The organism is Priestia sp. FW507-14D1A (assembly GCF_058781295.1).
The window spans coordinates 526,510-542,977 of record NZ_JBYSWQ010000001.1; the positions used below are offsets into that span (position 1 = coordinate 526,510).

General features: G+C 39.1%; 17 protein-coding genes, 1 pseudogene and 1 riboswitch. Of the genes and pseudogenes, 8 read left to right on the forward strand and 10 right to left on the reverse strand.

Annotated elements, in window-relative coordinates; genetic code table 11:
• Positions 1 to 13 precede the first annotated feature (13 nt).
• The 4 genes from AC3WJG_RS03170 to pgaC form a co-directional block, all read right to left on the reverse strand.
• The gene (locus AC3WJG_RS03170; RefSeq protein WP_337134573.1) at positions 14 to 1,729 is read right to left on the reverse strand and encodes a putative bifunctional diguanylate cyclase/phosphodiesterase; all 1,716 of its coding nucleotides are present in this window, start codon (positions 1,727 to 1,729) and stop codon (positions 14 to 16) included.
• 380 nt (positions 1,730 to 2,109) lie between these two features.
• The gene (icaB, locus tag AC3WJG_RS03175) at positions 2,110 to 2,976 is read right to left on the reverse strand and encodes an intercellular adhesin biosynthesis polysaccharide N-deacetylase (RefSeq protein WP_337134572.1); all 867 of its coding nucleotides are present in this window, start codon (positions 2,974 to 2,976) and stop codon (positions 2,110 to 2,112) included.
• Positions 2,973 to 3,434, reverse strand: a complete 462-nt coding sequence (gene pgaD / locus AC3WJG_RS03180) for a poly-beta-1,6-N-acetyl-D-glucosamine biosynthesis protein PgaD (protein WP_028409789.1) — start codon at positions 3,432 to 3,434, stop codon at positions 2,973 to 2,975. The genes icaB and pgaD overlap by 4 nt, the downstream gene beginning before the upstream one ends.
• Positions 3,392 to 4,648 (reverse strand): poly-beta-1,6-N-acetyl-D-glucosamine synthase, encoded by a 1,257-nt coding sequence (gene pgaC / locus AC3WJG_RS03185; RefSeq protein ID WP_102812900.1) that lies wholly within the window; start codon positions 4,646 to 4,648, stop codon positions 3,392 to 3,394. The genes pgaD and pgaC overlap by 43 nt, the downstream gene beginning before the upstream one ends.
• A gap of 265 nt (positions 4,649 to 4,913) precedes the next feature.
• On the opposite strand from pgaC, the gene AC3WJG_RS03190 reads away from it, so the two are divergent.
• From AC3WJG_RS03190 to AC3WJG_RS03210, 5 genes are all read left to right on the forward strand, one after another.
• Complete coding sequence (locus AC3WJG_RS03190; protein ID WP_102812901.1) at positions 4,914 to 5,432, forward strand: ferritin; 519 nt, start codon at positions 4,914 to 4,916, stop codon at positions 5,430 to 5,432.
• Between the two features lie 22 nt (positions 5,433 to 5,454).
• A complete protein-coding gene (locus AC3WJG_RS03195) occupies positions 5,455 to 5,655 on the forward strand; it encodes a hypothetical protein (protein WP_142328714.1) in 201 nt (66 codons plus the stop codon).
• A gap of 144 nt (positions 5,656 to 5,799) precedes the next feature.
• The gene (locus AC3WJG_RS03200) at positions 5,800 to 5,955 is read left to right on the forward strand and encodes a hypothetical protein (protein ID WP_014458731.1); all 156 of its coding nucleotides are present in this window, start codon (positions 5,800 to 5,802) and stop codon (positions 5,953 to 5,955) included.
• A gap of 470 nt (positions 5,956 to 6,425) precedes the next feature.
• A complete protein-coding gene (locus tag AC3WJG_RS03205; protein WP_098332806.1) occupies positions 6,426 to 7,151 on the forward strand; it encodes an AbrB/MazE/SpoVT family DNA-binding domain-containing protein in 726 nt (241 codons plus the stop codon).
• 250 nt (positions 7,152 to 7,401) lie between these two features.
• Positions 7,402 to 8,136: a class I SAM-dependent DNA methyltransferase gene (locus AC3WJG_RS03210; protein WP_098526169.1), complete on the forward strand. Its 735-nt coding sequence runs from the start codon at positions 7,402 to 7,404 to the stop codon at positions 8,134 to 8,136.
• A gap of 167 nt (positions 8,137 to 8,303) precedes the next feature.
• Here AC3WJG_RS03210 and AC3WJG_RS03215 read toward each other — a convergent pair whose 3' ends face one another.
• Positions 8,304 to 9,854, reverse strand: a complete 1,551-nt coding sequence (locus AC3WJG_RS03215; protein WP_337133994.1) for an ABC transporter substrate-binding protein — start codon at positions 9,852 to 9,854, stop codon at positions 8,304 to 8,306.
• 206 nt (positions 9,855 to 10,060) lie between these two features.
• Here AC3WJG_RS03215 and AC3WJG_RS03220 point away from each other — a divergent pair, with 206 nt between their 5' ends.
• Entirely contained in the window at positions 10,061 to 11,557 is a 1,497-nt protein-coding gene (locus AC3WJG_RS03220) for a gluzincin family metallopeptidase (protein ID WP_337133993.1), read from the forward strand.
• A gap of 73 nt (positions 11,558 to 11,630) precedes the next feature.
• On the opposite strand, the pseudogene AC3WJG_RS03225 reads toward AC3WJG_RS03220, so the two are convergent.
• Together AC3WJG_RS03225 and AC3WJG_RS03230 are read right to left on the reverse strand one after the other, a co-directional pair.
• A pseudogene (locus AC3WJG_RS03225) lies at positions 11,631 to 12,509 on the reverse strand (5'-methylthioadenosine/S-adenosylhomocysteine nucleosidase).
• 155 nt (positions 12,510 to 12,664) lie between these two features.
• A riboswitch (purine riboswitch) is annotated at positions 12,665 to 12,768 on the reverse strand.
• 197 nt (positions 12,769 to 12,965) lie between these two features.
• Positions 12,966 to 13,976: an aldo/keto reductase gene (locus tag AC3WJG_RS03230; RefSeq protein ID WP_337133995.1), complete on the reverse strand. Its 1,011-nt coding sequence runs from the start codon at positions 13,974 to 13,976 to the stop codon at positions 12,966 to 12,968.
• Positions 13,977 to 14,274: 298 nt separating this feature from the next.
• Between AC3WJG_RS03230 and AC3WJG_RS03235 the strand changes: the two genes are divergently transcribed.
• Complete coding sequence (locus AC3WJG_RS03235; RefSeq protein WP_225049480.1) at positions 14,275 to 14,529, forward strand: hypothetical protein; 255 nt, start codon at positions 14,275 to 14,277, stop codon at positions 14,527 to 14,529.
• Between the two features lie 124 nt (positions 14,530 to 14,653).
• A complete protein-coding gene (locus tag AC3WJG_RS03240; RefSeq protein WP_060747200.1) occupies positions 14,654 to 15,295 on the forward strand; it encodes a pyridoxamine 5'-phosphate oxidase family protein in 642 nt (213 codons plus the stop codon).
• Between the two features lie 11 nt (positions 15,296 to 15,306).
• On the opposite strand, the gene AC3WJG_RS03245 is transcribed toward AC3WJG_RS03240, so the two are convergent.
• The 3 genes from AC3WJG_RS03245 to AC3WJG_RS03255 are packed head-to-tail and all read right to left on the reverse strand — an operon-like array spanning position 15,307 to position 16,461.
• Positions 15,307 to 15,474, reverse strand: a complete 168-nt coding sequence (locus AC3WJG_RS03245) for a hypothetical protein (RefSeq protein WP_169305186.1) — start codon at positions 15,472 to 15,474, stop codon at positions 15,307 to 15,309.
• Positions 15,458 to 15,940: a DinB family protein gene (locus AC3WJG_RS03250; RefSeq protein WP_060747199.1), complete on the reverse strand. Its 483-nt coding sequence runs from the start codon at positions 15,938 to 15,940 to the stop codon at positions 15,458 to 15,460. Before AC3WJG_RS03250 ends, AC3WJG_RS03245 begins: the two co-directional genes overlap by 17 nt.
• 2 nt (positions 15,941 to 15,942) lie before the next feature.
• Positions 15,943 to 16,461, reverse strand: coding sequence for a GNAT family N-acetyltransferase (locus tag AC3WJG_RS03255; RefSeq protein WP_028409776.1), 519 nt, complete (start codon positions 16,459 to 16,461; stop codon positions 15,943 to 15,945).
• Between the last annotated feature and the right edge of the window lie 7 nt (positions 16,462 to 16,468).

The following is a 16,468-nucleotide window of genomic DNA, read 5'->3' on the forward strand; positions in this document are numbered from 1 at the left end:
ATAGGATTTTCCTTCATTTCAACAAACGGCTCATTTCCTCGGGAGAAAGCGGCTTATCAAATAGATAGCCTTGACCGATATGACAGCCTTGTTCTGTCACAAACTGCAGCTGTTCTTCGTTTTCGATTCCTTCTGCAGTGAGATCAAAGTTAAGTTTCTTTCCCATTTGAATAATCGTTTCAACCAGCACTTTTCCAACTTCGTCTAAGTCGTCAATAAATGATTTATCAATTTTTAACGTATTAATCGGCAAGTGTTTCAGATAGCTAAGAGAAGAATAGCACGTTCCGAAATCATCCATCGCCACTTTTATCCCTAGACTCCGCAGGCGGTTTAGCACTTTTTTCGATTCTTGACTGTTTTGAATAACGCTTTCGGTGATTTCAAGTTCCAGAAAGTGCGGCTCAAGGCCTGTTTTTTGCAAGATTTGTTCAATCTCCGCTACGAATCGTGAGGACTTCAGCTGAATAGGTGATACGTTCACTCCTATTTTGCTCGCTTTTGAATTCAGCTCTGTCCATGCTTTCATTTGCTTACACGCTTCTTCTAACACCCACTTGCCAACCGGCACAATCAGACCCACTTCTTCTAAAATAGGCAAAAATTCATTTGGATAGACGGTACCAAATTTTGCGCTATTCCAGCGGATAAGCGCTTCTGCCCCTATCACATCAGACGTTTTCAAATCGATTAACGGCTGATAAACAAGCTGAAACTCATGTCTTTCTAACGCATACTTTAACTCATTCTCCATGCTGATGGTTTTAATTATTCGTTCATTTGATGAAGACGAACTCATTTCATATGTGTTTCGTCCATTTCGTTTTGCTACATACATCGCAATATCTGCTTGCTTGATCAGCCGATCAATTAGTTCATCTGCGTCTTTTGGGACAATTTGCTGCTGACATTCCTTTGAAAACAAGCTGATGCCAACGCTTGTAGAGGTTAGCACTTTATCACCGTCTATATAAAAAGGAAGAGACATTTCTTTTACAATCTGCTCGGTCATTTCTTCAATTTCCTCAACAGTTTTTAGTGTATGCAGCACTAAAATAAACTCATCGCCCCCGTGCCGCGAGATAAAATCAGAGGACGGAATACATTTTTTTAACCTTTCTGCTACGCGCCTCAGCAGCACATCGCCGTGATGATGGCCAAGCGTATCATTTATTGATTTAAAGCGGTCTAAATCTAAAAATAAAATAGCCAGCAGTTCTGGAGATTCCTCATCTATAAACAGTTTTTTCAGCTGCTTGTTTAACCAATAGCGGTTAGGCAAATTGGTTAACGGATCATAATAAGCCATTTGCTTAATTTTTTCTTCATATGCTTTTCGTTTTGTAATATCATTACGAATCGATACGTACTGATACGGCTTACCCCGCTCATCTAAAAAAGGAACGATGGTTGTATCCACCCAGTAGTACGAGCCGTCTTTTGCCTTGTTTTTTATTTCTCCGTGCCATACCTTACCGGATCTGATCGTGCTCCATAACTCTTTAAAAAACAAGCTTGAATGATGTTTCGAATTAATAATACGATGGTCCTGCCCGAGAAGCTCATGTCTTTCATACTTAGAAATTTCACAGAATTTATCGTTCACGTGATTGATGAATCCACGACTATCCGTAATCGCTACGATTGATGATTCATTTAACGCAAGTTCAATATCATTTAGTTTTTTCAGCGCCTCTTTAAATTTATATTCAAAATGCCTGTTTTCCATATCCTATACACCTTTATCAAAATTTTAACGATAAAACAAAACCCATGACGAAATGATAGAGAGGAATCGTGAATAATGAATACAATTTAATTAGCAATGGACAGCGAATTAGTTTGTCCGATTGCCTTACATTCGTAAAATAGTAAGCGTACAATTGCCGCTTTTCCTCTTTACACCTTTACAAACTTCTTACACGCAGTTTGTAAAAGGATTGATAGATAGTTTCGTTTATCCATATCTGTTATCACAACTTTTCTATGGTACCATTAAAATGATTTTTATAGAAATGAAAGTGTACTTTCTTCACGTAATTGACATACATTTTGATGGTAAAAAGAAAAAAGCCCCTGCTTTAAACAGAGGCTTTTTTCACTTTCTTCTTACGAGCTTGTACGGTTCAGCCACGGAAGAATAAGGTCTTGAAAGGTTTTATTGTATACAACAATTCGATTAAGATAATACGGATCGTTATCTTTTGTAATAAGGTGCGGCGCTAGGATAGCTGCTTGGTGAAAACCAGCATTTTTTACAATTTTAGCTACGTCATCATTTGTATTGCCGTATGGATACGCAAAGTAAACAGGGTCTACTCCTAAATGTTGCTTAATCGTTTCTTTGCTTTTTCGTAAATCTTCAGCAAACGCGCTGTATTTAGCAGGCGTCAGAAATAAAGACTTGTCTTCTTCTAAACGGTGCATATCATATGTATGCGAACCGACTGTCGCAAGGCCGCTGTCTTTCATTTCTTTTAGCTGACTCCACGAAGCCATGTTTAAATTTTGAAAGTCCTCTGCTCCCACTTGTCCTGCGATTACATATAGCGTAAACGGAATGTTTTCCTTTTTCAAAATTGGAAACGCGTTTTGATAAACAGTACGGTCGATATCATCAAATGAAATCCATACGCAGCGTTTTGGAAACGTACCTTTTTGCTGATACGTTTCAATATCTTTTGGCGTAACAAACGTAGCGTCAATTTCCTTCAGCTTTTTTAACTGATGTTCAAAATCATTGCTGTAGACGCTGTACTCTGTTAGTTCGTCAGACTTTGTAACTGAGCTGACAATTCGGTTAAACCAATTATGCTTGCGCACGCGATGATAATTTAAGCCTAAGCATCCGTTCGTCTCAAGCGCTGGCTCCACGGTTGTTGTTGCTTTCGCCTTGTCTTCCCAGTTCACTACTTTAAAAAAAACAAAACCAACTACCGATGCCGCAATCAAAAGAAAGAATACATATTTCTTCATGCGTGCTTCCTCTCTTCAGTATGTTTTAACGGATTAACATCAAACTCGATGTACTGTGCACGCTGAAGCTCTTGAATTTGATCCTTGGATAAAAGCTCAAGACGCTCTAAATCTTTAATACTCGTATACGCCGGCTCTTTTCGTCGGTTTAAGCTTCCAAATCTCTTTTTGTTGTAGGATCTCCATAAAAACAGAGCCAGGAAAAAGAAGCAAAAAATAGCGAGTCCAATTACTAAAAATGTTCGAATTTCGCCGTTCGTCGTTTTGAACGCAATTTTTAATACCCCGCTGTAACGGTCATTTACGCCGATAACAGCTGAAAGGAAAAACCAAAGAACAAGGGCACAATACAGCCAAAAAACAGATGAAATAATGATGCTTATCACTAATCGGGCAAGAGGCTGTTTGGCTTGAATCATGATTTGCTCTTCGTTAAGCCGCGGTCTGGACTGCTCCATGTAGCATAGCCTCCTTTCACTCTAGATCTGATAGCACGAGGAAATGCGCCCACTACCACAATCGTATTCATAATCCAGTAAAGCGCTGGGTACCATGCAGCCCATACGTAATACCGCTTCACGTTGTCGTATTTTGAATCAATTTTCAGCGCAATAAACAGCTGAATTAAGCTCATAAATACAAGGGAAAATGAAGTAAACGTAAACCAAAACAGCAAGTCTTGAGGGCTGCTCGCCGTAACAAGCAGCATGATAGTCACAAATAGCCATGCAAATGACCAAAGGGTACTGATCCACTGCTCTAGGTATACAATCCAAATTCTGCGCTGCTTCCATTTTAATAACACTTTCCAGTGGCGAAGCATTACCTCTTGTCCGCCTTGAGCCCAGCGTACTCGTTGCTTCCAAATTCCTTTTAAGGTTTCGGGCACAAGCATCCAGCACAATGCGCGCGGTTCATAGCGGATATCCCAAAAGCGCTGCTGCAGCTTCCAGCTCACGGCGATATCTTCCGTAATCATGTCACGATCCCACAGTCCGACGTCCACAAGTGCTTTCTTTCGAAAAGCCACCACTACGCCTGAGACCGTCATTACTTTTCCTAAAATTCGCTGTGTTCGTTTGATAGAACCGATAATAGAAGAATACTCAACTAGCTGAATGCGACTCAGCAGTGTGTTACGGTTTCGAATACGCGGATTTCCGGTAACGGCTCCCAGCCGTTCCCCTTTATGAAGAAAATGATGGATTAGATAATACGGAGCGTTTTGATCTAAAATAGCGTCGGAATCTAAGCAGATTAAAAACTCTGCTTTAGATGCGTGCGCACCTAAATGTAACGCGTTGGCTTTTCCTTTATTTTCATAAAGCTGAATCACACGAACTTCAGGGTGATTTCTGCTGATGTTCTTTAATATATCAGCTGTTCCATCCGTGCTTCCATCGTTAATAAGAATAATTTCTTTAGACGGATAATCTAACGCCAAAAGGTGCTTAAGCGTTTCTTCAATCGTCTCTTCTTCATTATAGCAAGGCACTAAAAAGCTAACTAACGGCCAGTCCACTGTTGAAAAATCAACTTTAGGATCTCGGTCGCGATAGCGTATGTAAATAAGCGTGCCCGCAATCCAAAATAAGGACATGATAAATGGATACCAGAAAACAAAGCTCGCAAGCTTTTCAAATCCAGGTATTAATACGTGTTGCATATTCATTTTTCTGACTCCTTCACACCAATTAAAATTGCACAGAGTGACAATTTTATCACTAAATTGGTTAAATAGAACATAGTAATTTTAACCATCTAAAAAAAGATACTTTTAAACTACTTTTATTCCTATATTATACAAACCTTATATGTAAGTAAGAAGCACCAATAAAGGATGGGCAAGTTACCTACTTAAAGAAGTAACATATAGTATCTGTGTAGATTAAAAGCGTGATAGGTAGTATACCTTTCCCTAAGGAGGAATAACGAATATGAACGAACAAATTCAAAAGCTGCTCAATAACTTAATTCAACTTGAACACGTCTCTTCGACTTTATACCTAGCTATGTCTAACTACATGAACCGATTAAACTATAAAGGAATGGGCAGCTGGCTGCGTCTGCAGTCTGAAGAAGAGCGCACTCATATGCTAAAACTTATTGACTACTTAGTTGACCGCGGCGGAACGGTAGAATTAAGCTCTTTGCCTGCTCAGCCAAGTGAGTTTGGGACACCGTTAGAAACGTTTCAAAAAGTATTGGAGCATGAGAAGTTCGTCACGAATTCTTATCGTCAAGCGTTTCAATTTATAAGCCAAGCGAATGACCCTCAAACATTAGTCATCGTGCAGGACTTTTTACGAGAGCAAGTCGACGAAGAAGCCCAAGCTCAAACGATTGTAGACCGTCTAAAAATTGCCCAAAATAACCCTGCAGCTATTTTTATACTCGATCAAGAACTAGGACAGCGAAAAGCTGCACCAGCGGGTGGAGCAGCTACGCAAGGTTAAAAGCGCAGAAGAGTGTAGAACAATGTGCAGAGCCAATAACACGACGCCCGTTTCCTTGTTTCGAGTTGGTATTCATCACGGCTATTATGGCTATCCGCCCAATGTGTATGACGCCATTCAAAGGCTTATGAATCAATATATGCATCAGCTTCACTATCATCGGCCTCAATATGTTCACGTCTACTACGTGCACCCTTCTCTTATTCACTACTACCTTCACTAAGTTGAGGAGAATAAACATTTTGCTTCTTGAAGAAATTCACCGTTTCTCTACCCTAATTCAGGAATCCCAATCAAAAATATGGATATTTATGCTAATATAGGTTTTGTTAATCAAATAAAGAAACAATTATTAGCGGGGTGTCATATGGATAATCAATACGTTGTAGGATGGGGAACGCTGGCTTTAATTAATGCCGGATTAGCGCAAGGTAAAAATCGAACGGGTCTGAACTGGTTCTTATTATCTCTTGCTTTAGGACCGCTTGCTACCTTCATCTTACTACTGGTTGAAAAACGATAAAGAAAAAAGCTCAAAGCTCATTGCTTTGAGCTTTTTTCTTTATCCTTCGACTATAACTGCTCTTCAAAACAAGTAAAAAAAGCTCCGCTTGAAATTTTTTTCTCGACTTAATATGCATAAATCTATTCATCATTCAGCGTAAATCCGGCTGCATTTTGTTAATAAAAAACCTACTCTTTAGAAAAGGAAGGAAGCTCCTTTTTAAACCTTTGTTTCTGACAATAAAATCAAAAGAAAGAAAAACGCTTTTATTCTATGCTTTTCTAATTAACAGATTAACTGTTTTCTTCAGATGATGACCTTTTACATGGGACAGCTGTGCATCTACTGAATGAGGTCAAACTTCCTGTATTTCTCAATCTGTAGGATGAATAAATACTCATTTGCTTCATTTGACAAAGAAATAAATGCTGTGTAATTTAAGTAACATACCCCATCTAAAATGTTTTTAGAAAGGATTAAGTAGCAAGATGCGTACAAAAAAAGAAGAGTGTATAATTGACGAAATGGGAAGAGTATCCCTTCCTTCTTTGTTTATGCAACTAACAAAACTCGAGACAAACGACAAAGTTTTTTTGCGGAGCTGTGATGATTGGATTATTATCGATCATCATGATGAAAATGTCCCGGTTCCTTCTCATATCTTCATTCGAACAATTGACCATATGGGTAGAATAGTCATTCCAAGATCCCTGCGAGATGACTATGAACTTAAGCCCTTTGATTATGTAGAACTATACATGGTAGAACAGCAAATTGTTATGAAAAAAAGAGACGAAAAATCGATAGCGCTTTCACAAAAACCTGCGGTGGCTCCTCTTTATTATGCAACATTAACCGGCCGGCAGATTCAGCTCACTTCTGAACTTTTAACGTCCGTCGAATTGGATGCAAACATGGAGGTTCAATTTTTTATTAACAAAGAAAATAACATTGTAATTCAAAAATATGAAATGAATTTTGGTAAGAAAACGACTTTAACATTTACGGCTCAATCTCGAAAAATTGATGACCGTTTTCGACTTACTATTCCTAAAAAGCTGCGAGATGATTTCTCCATCCACTCAGGTACGATGTTAAAAGTCAAGACAGGTAATAAGCAGCTCATTTTAGAAAAAGTGGAGAATGAAAAAGAGATTAGCAGCGTATTATCTCAGCAAATAGATGCAGCAATTATTGAGAAATTACCGAAATAAGAACGACGCCAAAAACAAATGGTTTCCTACGGCTTCAAAGCAAAAGCTAAGAGTTACGCATAGACTGACCCTTTCTATACTCAACTCTTAGCTTTTAGACTTATCTTCCATAAACGTTTACAAGCCTTTTACTCCACATGATAGCACCATCTCCAAAATAAAACAAAATTTCCATATCCATCAAAATTATTGTAAATAATTTGAATATATGATTATAATAAGGTACTTTGCATGGAGGAGGCTGATTTAGTTGAAGATCCCAACAGGAGCTGAATTTTACGATAATGACGAGACGTTTTTGGCCTATACAAAACGCCGGCAGCAAAAAGAAAATGCTAACGATACGATTGAAAAACCGGCCATTTTACAGCTTCTAGGTGATGTTACAGATGCAACCGTTTTAGACTTAGGGTGCGGAAACGCCCGATTTGGCGTGGAGCTTCTTGAACAAGGATGTTTCTCTTATACCGGAGTAGACGGCTCGATCAATATGATAAACGCGGCTCAGCAACAGCTTTTAAATTATCCAAATGCAAGAGTGCTTCATGAATCGATGGAGCATTATACTCCACCACGCACCGAATACGATTTGGTTACTGCAAGACTGTCCCTCCACTACGTGGAAGCCTTAGCCTCCATTTTCACTAAAGTGAATCAAGCACTCAAACCTGAAGGAAGATTTATTTTTTCCGTTGAACACCCAGTCATTACTTCCACTTTGCAGCCTTCTGCTCTGCGCACAAACTGGACCGTGGATAACTACTTCTCAATGGGATTCCGTCAGCAGCACTGGATGGGCGGATACGTTCAAAAGTATCATCGCACGCTTGAAGAGTACTTTTCTTTGATGCAGCAAAGCGGATTCACCGTTACAAATTTAAAAGAAGCTTGTCCTCAAAAAGAACGTTTCGACAGCGCTGAAACTTACGAGCGTCGAATGCGTATTCCTTTGTTTTTACTGATGAGCGGCGTGAGGAATAGATAAATGAAACCTATTTTCACCGTAACCATAAAAAAATCCGAACGCGTTGGATTCCCCATTAAGAATCTCAATTCATCGTTCGGATCTTCCTTCAACTAAACTACCTTTGTCCCAGCTTCTTTCCTAACTTTCTTCGTATAAAACCGCTTTTTGTTTAAACTTAGCGTATTTTATTTATTCACGCTCACGTTATAAAATACAGGACCTAAGTTAAAATCATAGCCTTTTACATGTGTAGACACGGCGTTAATATTGACTTTATGGCCAATTAACGTAAACGGAAGCTCATCCCATACGTATTTTTGCGTAGCATCAATAGCTGGTCGTGCATCTTCTACAGAAGCAGCGGCTTTGATTTTATCTAAGTATTTCGTTGACTTTTCAACCGGAGCTCCTCCTGACGTCCAAAAGCCTTGGAAAATGGTTGAACGCGCCGCCCAGTCTACGGGGTAAATATCCCATGCTTTAGGGTCACTTACTTTATCTGTAAACGTTGCCCAGTCATACACTTCCAGCTTTACTTTCACACCGATTTTTTCAAGCTCTTGCTGCACGATAACAGCCGTATTGTACTGATCTTGATAATCGCGTGACGTTAAAAGGCGCAGTTCCTGCCCGCTGTATCCAGCCTTTTTTAAATAGCTTTTTGCTTTCTTTTCATCATGCTGATTGTACTCTTCTTTTCCTGCTTCACTGTAATAGTTCGGAAACTTTTTATTCACAATCGATGAAGTCAGTTCATAATAATCAGAACCCCCGTATGAACTTGATAAAATATCTTTTGCATTAATCGCGGCATTTACGGCTTTTCTAGCATTTAAATCGCTAAAGAACCCTTCTTGCGTATTATAAAATAAACCAATAAATCCGCCTGGAGCCAGCTTGTTCTTAACGTTTTGCGTACTTTCAATTTGAGCCGCGTTGTCGCTTGAAACACCTAAGGCAATATCAAACTGTCCGGCTGTAATACCTGAAATTCTAGTAGATTCATCGCTTAAAAAGCTAATTTTAATTTCATCTACGTGAGGAGTCTTTTTAATTTTTCGTCCTTTTGAAGAATAATCTTTAAACCTCTCTAGCGTGATATATTGATTCTTTTTCCATTCCTTCACTTTAAATGGACCTGTGCCAACGAACTCAGTAGCTCCTTCAGCAGGTGCTTTTTCGATGATTTCTTTTGGAAAAATAGCGGCCGCTGGAATTGGGTCTGCTAGCAAGGCCAGCGTATTCACATTTGGTGTTTTCAAATGAAGCTCAACCGTGTAGTCTCCTGTTTTTTTGACTTGTGCACCAACAAAGTTTGTTTTGCCAAGTGAAGACAGCTTAATCCAGCGGTTAATCGAAGCTTCTACATCGTCTGCTGTCATTTCCTTTCCATTATGAAACTTTACGCCTTTTCGCAGCTGAAACGTATAGACTTTTTTATCATCGCTGATATCAATTTTTTCTGCTAAATCAGGTTCTACATTACCTTTACTATCAAAAATAACGAGTCCTTCGTAAATATTTCGCGCCGCATCTTTAACCGAAGAATTCCCAGTAATCTGAGGATCTAAAGTTGTTGGCTCGCTTTGAAACGCAATGTTTAGCGTACCTCCGTCTTTTGAAGCGGCACTGGTGCTTTGATCGCCTGAGCTTGCTTGATTATTACTGCACCCGGCAGCAAATAAAGCAATCACAATAAATAATAACCATTTCACCTTAACCTTTTTCAACGTCATTCCCCCAATAGTTAAAATCGCTTCTTAAAAACCTACTATTTTTGTAAGGTTAGTAGGAATATAAACCATCCTACCACCTTTCCATTTGTTTGTGAAATTAGAAAAATTAAACTATTTATTTGCAATTACTGATTCAATTTATCTTGTTCCAATTCTTAATTCTTAGTATGTTTATAAGTAAAGTATTTTATCTAAAGGAGGATATTATGAACTCTGCCATCCGTCTTCATATTAAAGAATATATTGCAACGATCGAACACTACAAACAAGCTTTATCTCTTCTATCGTGGGACGCAAAAACATCCGCCCCTCTTAATAGCCAAAAGCAGCATGCAACCATTCAAGGCACGCTTTCAAAAGAGCTTTACCTGCTGCAAACAGATCCAGCCTTTGCAAAAGAATTGCAGTATCTTCAAGAACACAATCTAAATCAACTACAGCAAAAACAAGTACAGCACTATTGGAACATCTATCAAAAACTTTCCGCTGTACCACTGGAAGACTATCATCAATTTTCCGTTTTAAAAGCTGCTACTCATGCTCTTTGGTCACAGGCTAGAGAGCAAAATGAATTTAAACTCGTCAAAGACAACCTGCAGCAGATGATTCATATGCATAAAAGATTTGCGGAGTACCGTAATCCTCACCTCGCTCCTTACGAACAGCTTTTAGAAGAATATGAGCCCGACGTTTCTAGTGAAACCATCGATTCGCTTTTTCAACAAATTAAAGATGCTATTCTTCCTTTACTGACAAAAATTAAACGCTCTTCGATTACACATGATACATCATTTATCAGCAAGCCGTTTTCAATCGAAAATCAGCAGAAGCTCGGAAAACACCTTCTCACTGCTATTGGCTATAACTTTAAGTCTGGCCAAATCGGTATCACGACCCACCCGTTCAGTGCAGGCATTCACTCGCAAGACGCACGGCTTGCAGTAAGATACGACGAACACAATGTAAAACTGGCAGCTTTTATGTTTTTACATGAAGGCGGACATTCTATCTATAACCAACAAATTAGCTCTGACTTACTTGACACAGGGTTAGGCGCGTACACGTCTATGGGACTGCATGAATCTCAGTCTCTTTTTTGGGAACGTATCATTGGAAAACACGAAGGCTTCTGGAGAAATCACGCTCACTTATTCAAAGAGTTAGAACCTGCGATCTACGGTGATATTTCATTTGAAACTCTTTACTTTGCCTTAAATGAAGTCACACCTTCTCTCATTCGTTTGCAAGCAGATGACCTTACCTATCTGCTCCATATTATCATTCGCTACGAACTAGAAAGAGATTTATTCGCTGACAAGCTTCGCGTTTCGGATCTTCCTTCGGCATGGAATACAAAATATGAAGCGTACTTGGGGATCAAACCGGAAACAGACCGTGACGGGGTATTGCAGGACGGCCACTGGTACGGTGGAGCGTTTGGCTACTTCCCTTCCTACAATTTAGGCTTTATTTATGCAGCTCAGCTAAGAGAATCCATGATCAAAGACCATCCTGACTTTGATGAAATCATTTCGAGTCAAAATCTATCGCTTATAGCAGACTGGCAAAAACAGCATATCCACCAGTATGGAAAACTAAAAACGCCAAAAGAGATCTTAACGAGCCTTTCTATAGCTAGAATTGATGCTCAGCCGTTAATTAATTATTTGACGAAAAAATATGAAGGGTTATACAAACTTTAAATTTGCCATCAAAAAAAGCATCAAAGCCTTTTGTTAGAGAAACAAAATCTTTGATGCTTTTTTAAAGAAAGATTTACTTAGCGTTTGTGCTAATATAATGTTTAATTACTTCATAAACATAGTCTTGGCAAGCTGCTGCTGTGTTTGGATTATATTTTCCACCGTTTACTTTGTTGTTAGATAGCACTCTAATACCTAAGAATGGAACGTCATAGCTTCCTGCAATTTATGCTGCCGCTGCGCCTTCCATTTCTTCTACAGACGTCCCGTACTTAGTATGGAACCACTTAATTCGATCCACTTCGTTATTCCACGTGTCCGCTGATCCTATCGTTCCTTCCACCACTTTTCCTTTTTTATATGTATCTTTTACTGCGTTTGCAGCCGCCAGTAACTTCTTATCTCCTTCATAATAGCGAGCTTTTTCAGCATCAGGATCTTCACCAGCGCTTCCTTCAGAAGCCATTAAATCCATCGGCTTCCACGCAGCAGGATCCATTCCTTCGCCTTCTTTTTTATCTTCTGTTTTTAAAGAGCCTATATTTGTTGTTCTCTTTCCTAATACAATATCAAACACGTTCAGATTTTCATCATGTCCGCCTGATGTTCCTTGATTGATAATTGCTCTAGGATGGTATTTTTCTATAGCTACCGCTGTAGCAGCTGCCGTGTTTTCCATTCCTTTTCCCGTTTTAACTACAATAACCGGATAATTATCGACAGTTCCTTTGTAAAAAACAAAATTCCCTGACTTTTCTTCTTTTACATTTTCTAATTTTTTAGCGAATTTCTGCGCTTCTATCGGCATCGGCCCTTGAACAATAACAGGCTTCTGCTTCTGTTTATCTCCGGCTTCCTTTTTTGAAGCTGAATTACACCCGGCAAGTACAGATAGTAATAGAATCATACTAATACCCAATAAAATTCCTGATTTTAACACCTTGTTTTTCATAGATTGTTACTTTCACTCCATTTCGTTTTGTTGTTTCATACACTCGATGATTGGACAAAAGAAAAAACCTAGAACACTTTTGATTTTCTAAGCTTTTTAGAGTCAAAGTATAAGAAGTTAAGCACGGAATAACATTTATATATTGATAAACCGAACGTTTTTACACTTTAACTCGTAGTCCAGTTCTTTGAATGGGAACCAGGTAGAGACACTCAGACCATATTTCCAAGCATATACGAGCAATATTTTTCACTTTCTAAATGTATCAAATACAAAATGGTTATTCAATACATAGACGAATATTTTAATTAAAAAATTGTTCAAACGTTCGTTTTTATGATTGAAACCTACTGAATCTTTTGTTAATTTTTATCTCAATACAAAAAAAGTGTCTCAAAACCGAAACTTCGAGACACTTTTTATGCTTACTGAAAGCCTATATTTATCGTTCTACTTTCACTTCACGTTAATTGGCAGCGGTGCATGAGGAGCTACAAGCTTCTGTTCACCCATTTCTTCCCAGAAGGCTGCTGGAATTGCGGTGTTTAATGCTGCTTTGTCTTCGGCAATACGCTCTGGACGACTAGCGCCTGGAATAACAGCAGCAACCGCTGGATTAGCCAGTGAAAATTGGACAGCAGCAGCCTTAATGCTGATCTGATGACGATCTGCAATAGCTTTGATTTTTTCTACTTTTGCCATAATGTCTGAAGATGCTTTTTGATATTCAAAGTGCGTACCTCCAGCAAGAACGCCTGAGCTATATGGTCCGCCGACCACAATGTCCATATTATGCTTTACGGCTTCGGGCATTACTCGCTGCAGCGCACGCTCATGATCTAATAACGTGTAACGGCCAGCTAGCAACGAGACATCCGGCTTTGCTTCTTCCAGCTCCAGCATGATTTCAATTGGCTCTACTCGGTTTACTCCAAGTCCCCATCCTTTAATAACTCCTTCTTCACGCAAACGTGTAAGCACACGAAATGCGCCCGTTCGAGCAGACTCAAATTGTCCTACCCACTCATCTCCATAAAAATCTTGCGCAACATCATGAATATACACAAAGTCCAAGCGATCTGTTTTTAAACGGTTTAAGCTTTGCTCGATCGAACGAAGAGTTGCATCCGCGCTATAGTCATTAATAATTTTATTTTTACGGCCAAATTCAAAAAGTCCGCCTTTTTCTCCCATATCACGTGAAGATGTGTCTTCTAGTTCATCTGAAATAACGCGACCTACTTTCGTACTTAGCACATACTCATCGCGATTTCTTTTTGACAGGGCTTCACCAAGGCGCATCTCGGCTAAACCAGCTCCGTAAAGAGGGGCTGCGTCAAAGTAGCGAATTCCGCTTTCCCAAGCAGCATCGACCGTTGCGATGGCCTCTTCTTCTGGAATATTACGATACATATTGCCCAGTGGTGCTGTTCCAAACCCTAGTTTTCCCTGCAGTATTTCTCTCATATTCATAAAACCTCCTGAAATTTTTACAACTCTATTTTAGAAATTGATCAGTATGAAGGTAAACTCAATGACTGATCTATTCATTAAATGTGATTATTATCCCCTGACAAAATTTATTATGAAGCATATACACAATAAAAAAAAGTACGCACTTCAAAGTAATATGGGAACTAAAAAGTAACCTACTAAGGAGTAAATGAGCTTTTCAGACTCTTCTTTTATTTATGTACTTTCTACTTCTTACTCATGCAAACAAACATTGTGCATACAATAAGCAGAAAGCTACTTTATAAATGAGGTGAGATTCTTGAGAGATGAATACTTCAAAAAAATTGAAGATAAGCTCGATAAGCTTGATGAAATGGACGATTCCACAATGAAAGAAGAACAAAAAGATGAGTATTTTCAAAGTTTGCTAGATGATATGGATGATTTGTTAAAAGACATGCGCCAGAGAGAAAAAGACTCCGACCATCTTGTCAGTGAACATATGAAAACGGTTAATGACATATTTGATAACGCAATCAAAAACTTAAAAAAAGACCGAAATTAGCGTTACAATGCTTCTACTTCTTTTTAATATACTGATTTTTCTGTTTTTTAAATATAAAAACATAGTATTTCACATGTAAAAATGGTATTTTCAGTATACGCAAAAAGTAGGAGTGAAAAAAGGAATGGAAAACAGTCACTTTAAAGAACAAGTAAAAACGAAGGAAGAGCTTCGCCGTATAGTCGGAGCGCCTAACAAATTGGCGCATCAAAAAATAATTTCTTATTTAGATCGACACTGCCGGGAATTTATTAAACATTCCCCTTTTGTTATCATCGCTACAGCTGATTATAAAGGAATTTGCGACAGTTCTCCGCGGGGGGATCACCCTGGTTTTGTACAAGTCGTCGATGAGAAAAGACTATTGATTCCAGAGAGGCGCGGCAATCAAAAAGTAGATTCATTGGAAAATATTTTATCTAATCCTCAAATAGGGCTGCTTTTTTTAATTCCAGGCATAGAAGAAACGCTGCGGATTAATGGCAAAGCTTGCATTGTAAAAGAAAAAGCGCTGCTTGAAACAATGGCGGTTCACAATAAAACTCCGCTGCTCGCTATCGGCGTTGAAGTACAAGAATGCTTTCTCCACTGCAACAAAGCGTTCAAGCGATCAAAGCTGTGGGATCCAGCATCTTGGGAAAGAGTCGAAACGCTTCCTTCCGCAGCTAAAATTGTCGCAGAGCACGCAGGCTTTTCCACCCTAGAAAGCCGCAACAATCCCGAAGAAAGCAAAACTCAGCATCTCTATGAAAAAAAGCCGCTATAATGCGGCTTTTGTCATTTTACCATCAGAAACAGTATACCTCCGGCAATGATTAGAACTGGTAATAAAGCAAGAAGCACGCCTTTTTTTGAACTTCCTATGTATTCATGATCACCATAGGCGCGGCCTGTTCTAAAATCGACTTTCACCTGAGATTTTTCTTTTTTATGTTCTTTTTTCATCCTCTTTGCCTCCTAGCGGCAGTTGAGCGTCAATTTGCTTAATATGATGCTCTAAATGAGCAATATAATCTTTAGCCAACCAATGGAGCGAAACGAATTTTCCATCTTCTAATTCGAATTGATACATATGCTTTTCTGTTGGTATATGCGAAAGAACGGAAGCAATTTGCTTATTTAAACTGCGCCATAGGGCAACTATTTCTTCCATCGACGTATCTTGATAGTGCTGCAGTTCTACCCATTCATCTTGTTTGTAAGGCGTCAGGGCCAAAGGTGTTTTTTCATGCTGCACATTGATAAACCGCTGCAAATTGTGAATGGCTGAGTCACATAAGTGCCCTACAATTTCTTTCGGTGACCACTTCTTAGGAGCAGGACGGTTTGACGCCGCTGCTTCAGAGAATACTTCAAGCTTTTTAGGGAGCTTTATCACCCATTCATCTAACTGAGCAATCGTCGTTTCCATGTTCATTTCTCCTTTAAGCACGTTTTTTCAAAAACTTTCCCCATATAATATTCATCGACTGATTTTTCATCTACAACGAGCGAACATACTTTTTTCCCTTCTATTTCAAAACCCATCTTTTTATACAGCGAAATGGCCGGTTCATTGTGGGTCATCACCGTTAGCTCCACTCGTTTAATGCCGCTCTGTGCTGCCCATCTCTCCATTTCTTTAAACAACGAAGTGCCGATACCTCGGTTTCCGTAAGATTGAAGCACGCCAACAGCTAAGTATGCGCTGTGTTTTTTTCGGTTAACGCTTCCGCCAATCACAGATAGATGTCCGACGAGCTGTCCGTCTTGTTCCGCCACTAAAATGGTCGAGTTCGGCATCTTTAAAAAAGTTGTAATCATTTTTTTCTGCTGTTCAAGCGTAGTCGCACGCTCATTTTCCTCGTACAGCATATATGCTGTTTCTCGATCAAGCTCTTTATTTAACGCTAAAAAAGCGGCTGCATCGGAAGCTAAAATTTCTCGAATCACGTTTATC

Coding starts and splice junctions, on each gene's coding strand:
- AC3WJG_RS03170 (WP_337134573.1), bottom strand. CDS start 1,729: ATGGAAAACAGGCATTTTGAATATAAATTTAAAGAGGCGCTGAAAAAA.
- icaB (WP_337134572.1), bottom strand. CDS start 2,976: ATGAAGAAATATGTATTCTTTCTTTTGATTGCGGCATCGGTAGTTGGT.
- pgaD (WP_028409789.1), bottom strand. CDS start 3,434: ATGGAGCAGTCCAGACCGCGGCTTAACGAAGAGCAAATCATGATTCAA.
- pgaC (WP_102812900.1), bottom strand. CDS start 4,648: ATGAATATGCAACACGTATTAATACCTGGATTTGAAAAGCTTGCGAGC.
- AC3WJG_RS03190 (WP_102812901.1), top strand. CDS start 4,914: ATGAACGAACAAATTCAAAAGCTGCTCAATAACTTAATTCAACTTGAA.
- AC3WJG_RS03195 (WP_142328714.1), top strand. CDS start 5,455: ATGTGCAGAGCCAATAACACGACGCCCGTTTCCTTGTTTCGAGTTGGT.
- AC3WJG_RS03200 (WP_014458731.1), top strand. CDS start 5,800: ATGGATAATCAATACGTTGTAGGATGGGGAACGCTGGCTTTAATTAAT.
- AC3WJG_RS03205 (WP_098332806.1), top strand. CDS start 6,426: ATGCGTACAAAAAAAGAAGAGTGTATAATTGACGAAATGGGAAGAGTA.
- AC3WJG_RS03215 (WP_337133994.1), bottom strand. CDS start 9,854: ATGACGTTGAAAAAGGTTAAGGTGAAATGGTTATTATTTATTGTGATT.
- AC3WJG_RS03220 (WP_337133993.1), top strand. CDS start 10,061: ATGAACTCTGCCATCCGTCTTCATATTAAAGAATATATTGCAACGATC.
- AC3WJG_RS03230 (WP_337133995.1), bottom strand. CDS start 13,976: ATGAGAGAAATACTGCAGGGAAAACTAGGGTTTGGAACAGCACCACTG.
- AC3WJG_RS03240 (WP_060747200.1), top strand. CDS start 14,654: ATGGAAAACAGTCACTTTAAAGAACAAGTAAAAACGAAGGAAGAGCTT.
- AC3WJG_RS03245 (WP_169305186.1), bottom strand. CDS start 15,474: ATGAAAAAAGAACATAAAAAAGAAAAATCTCAGGTGAAAGTCGATTTT.
- AC3WJG_RS03250 (WP_060747199.1), bottom strand. CDS start 15,940: ATGGAAACGACGATTGCTCAGTTAGATGAATGGGTGATAAAGCTCCCT.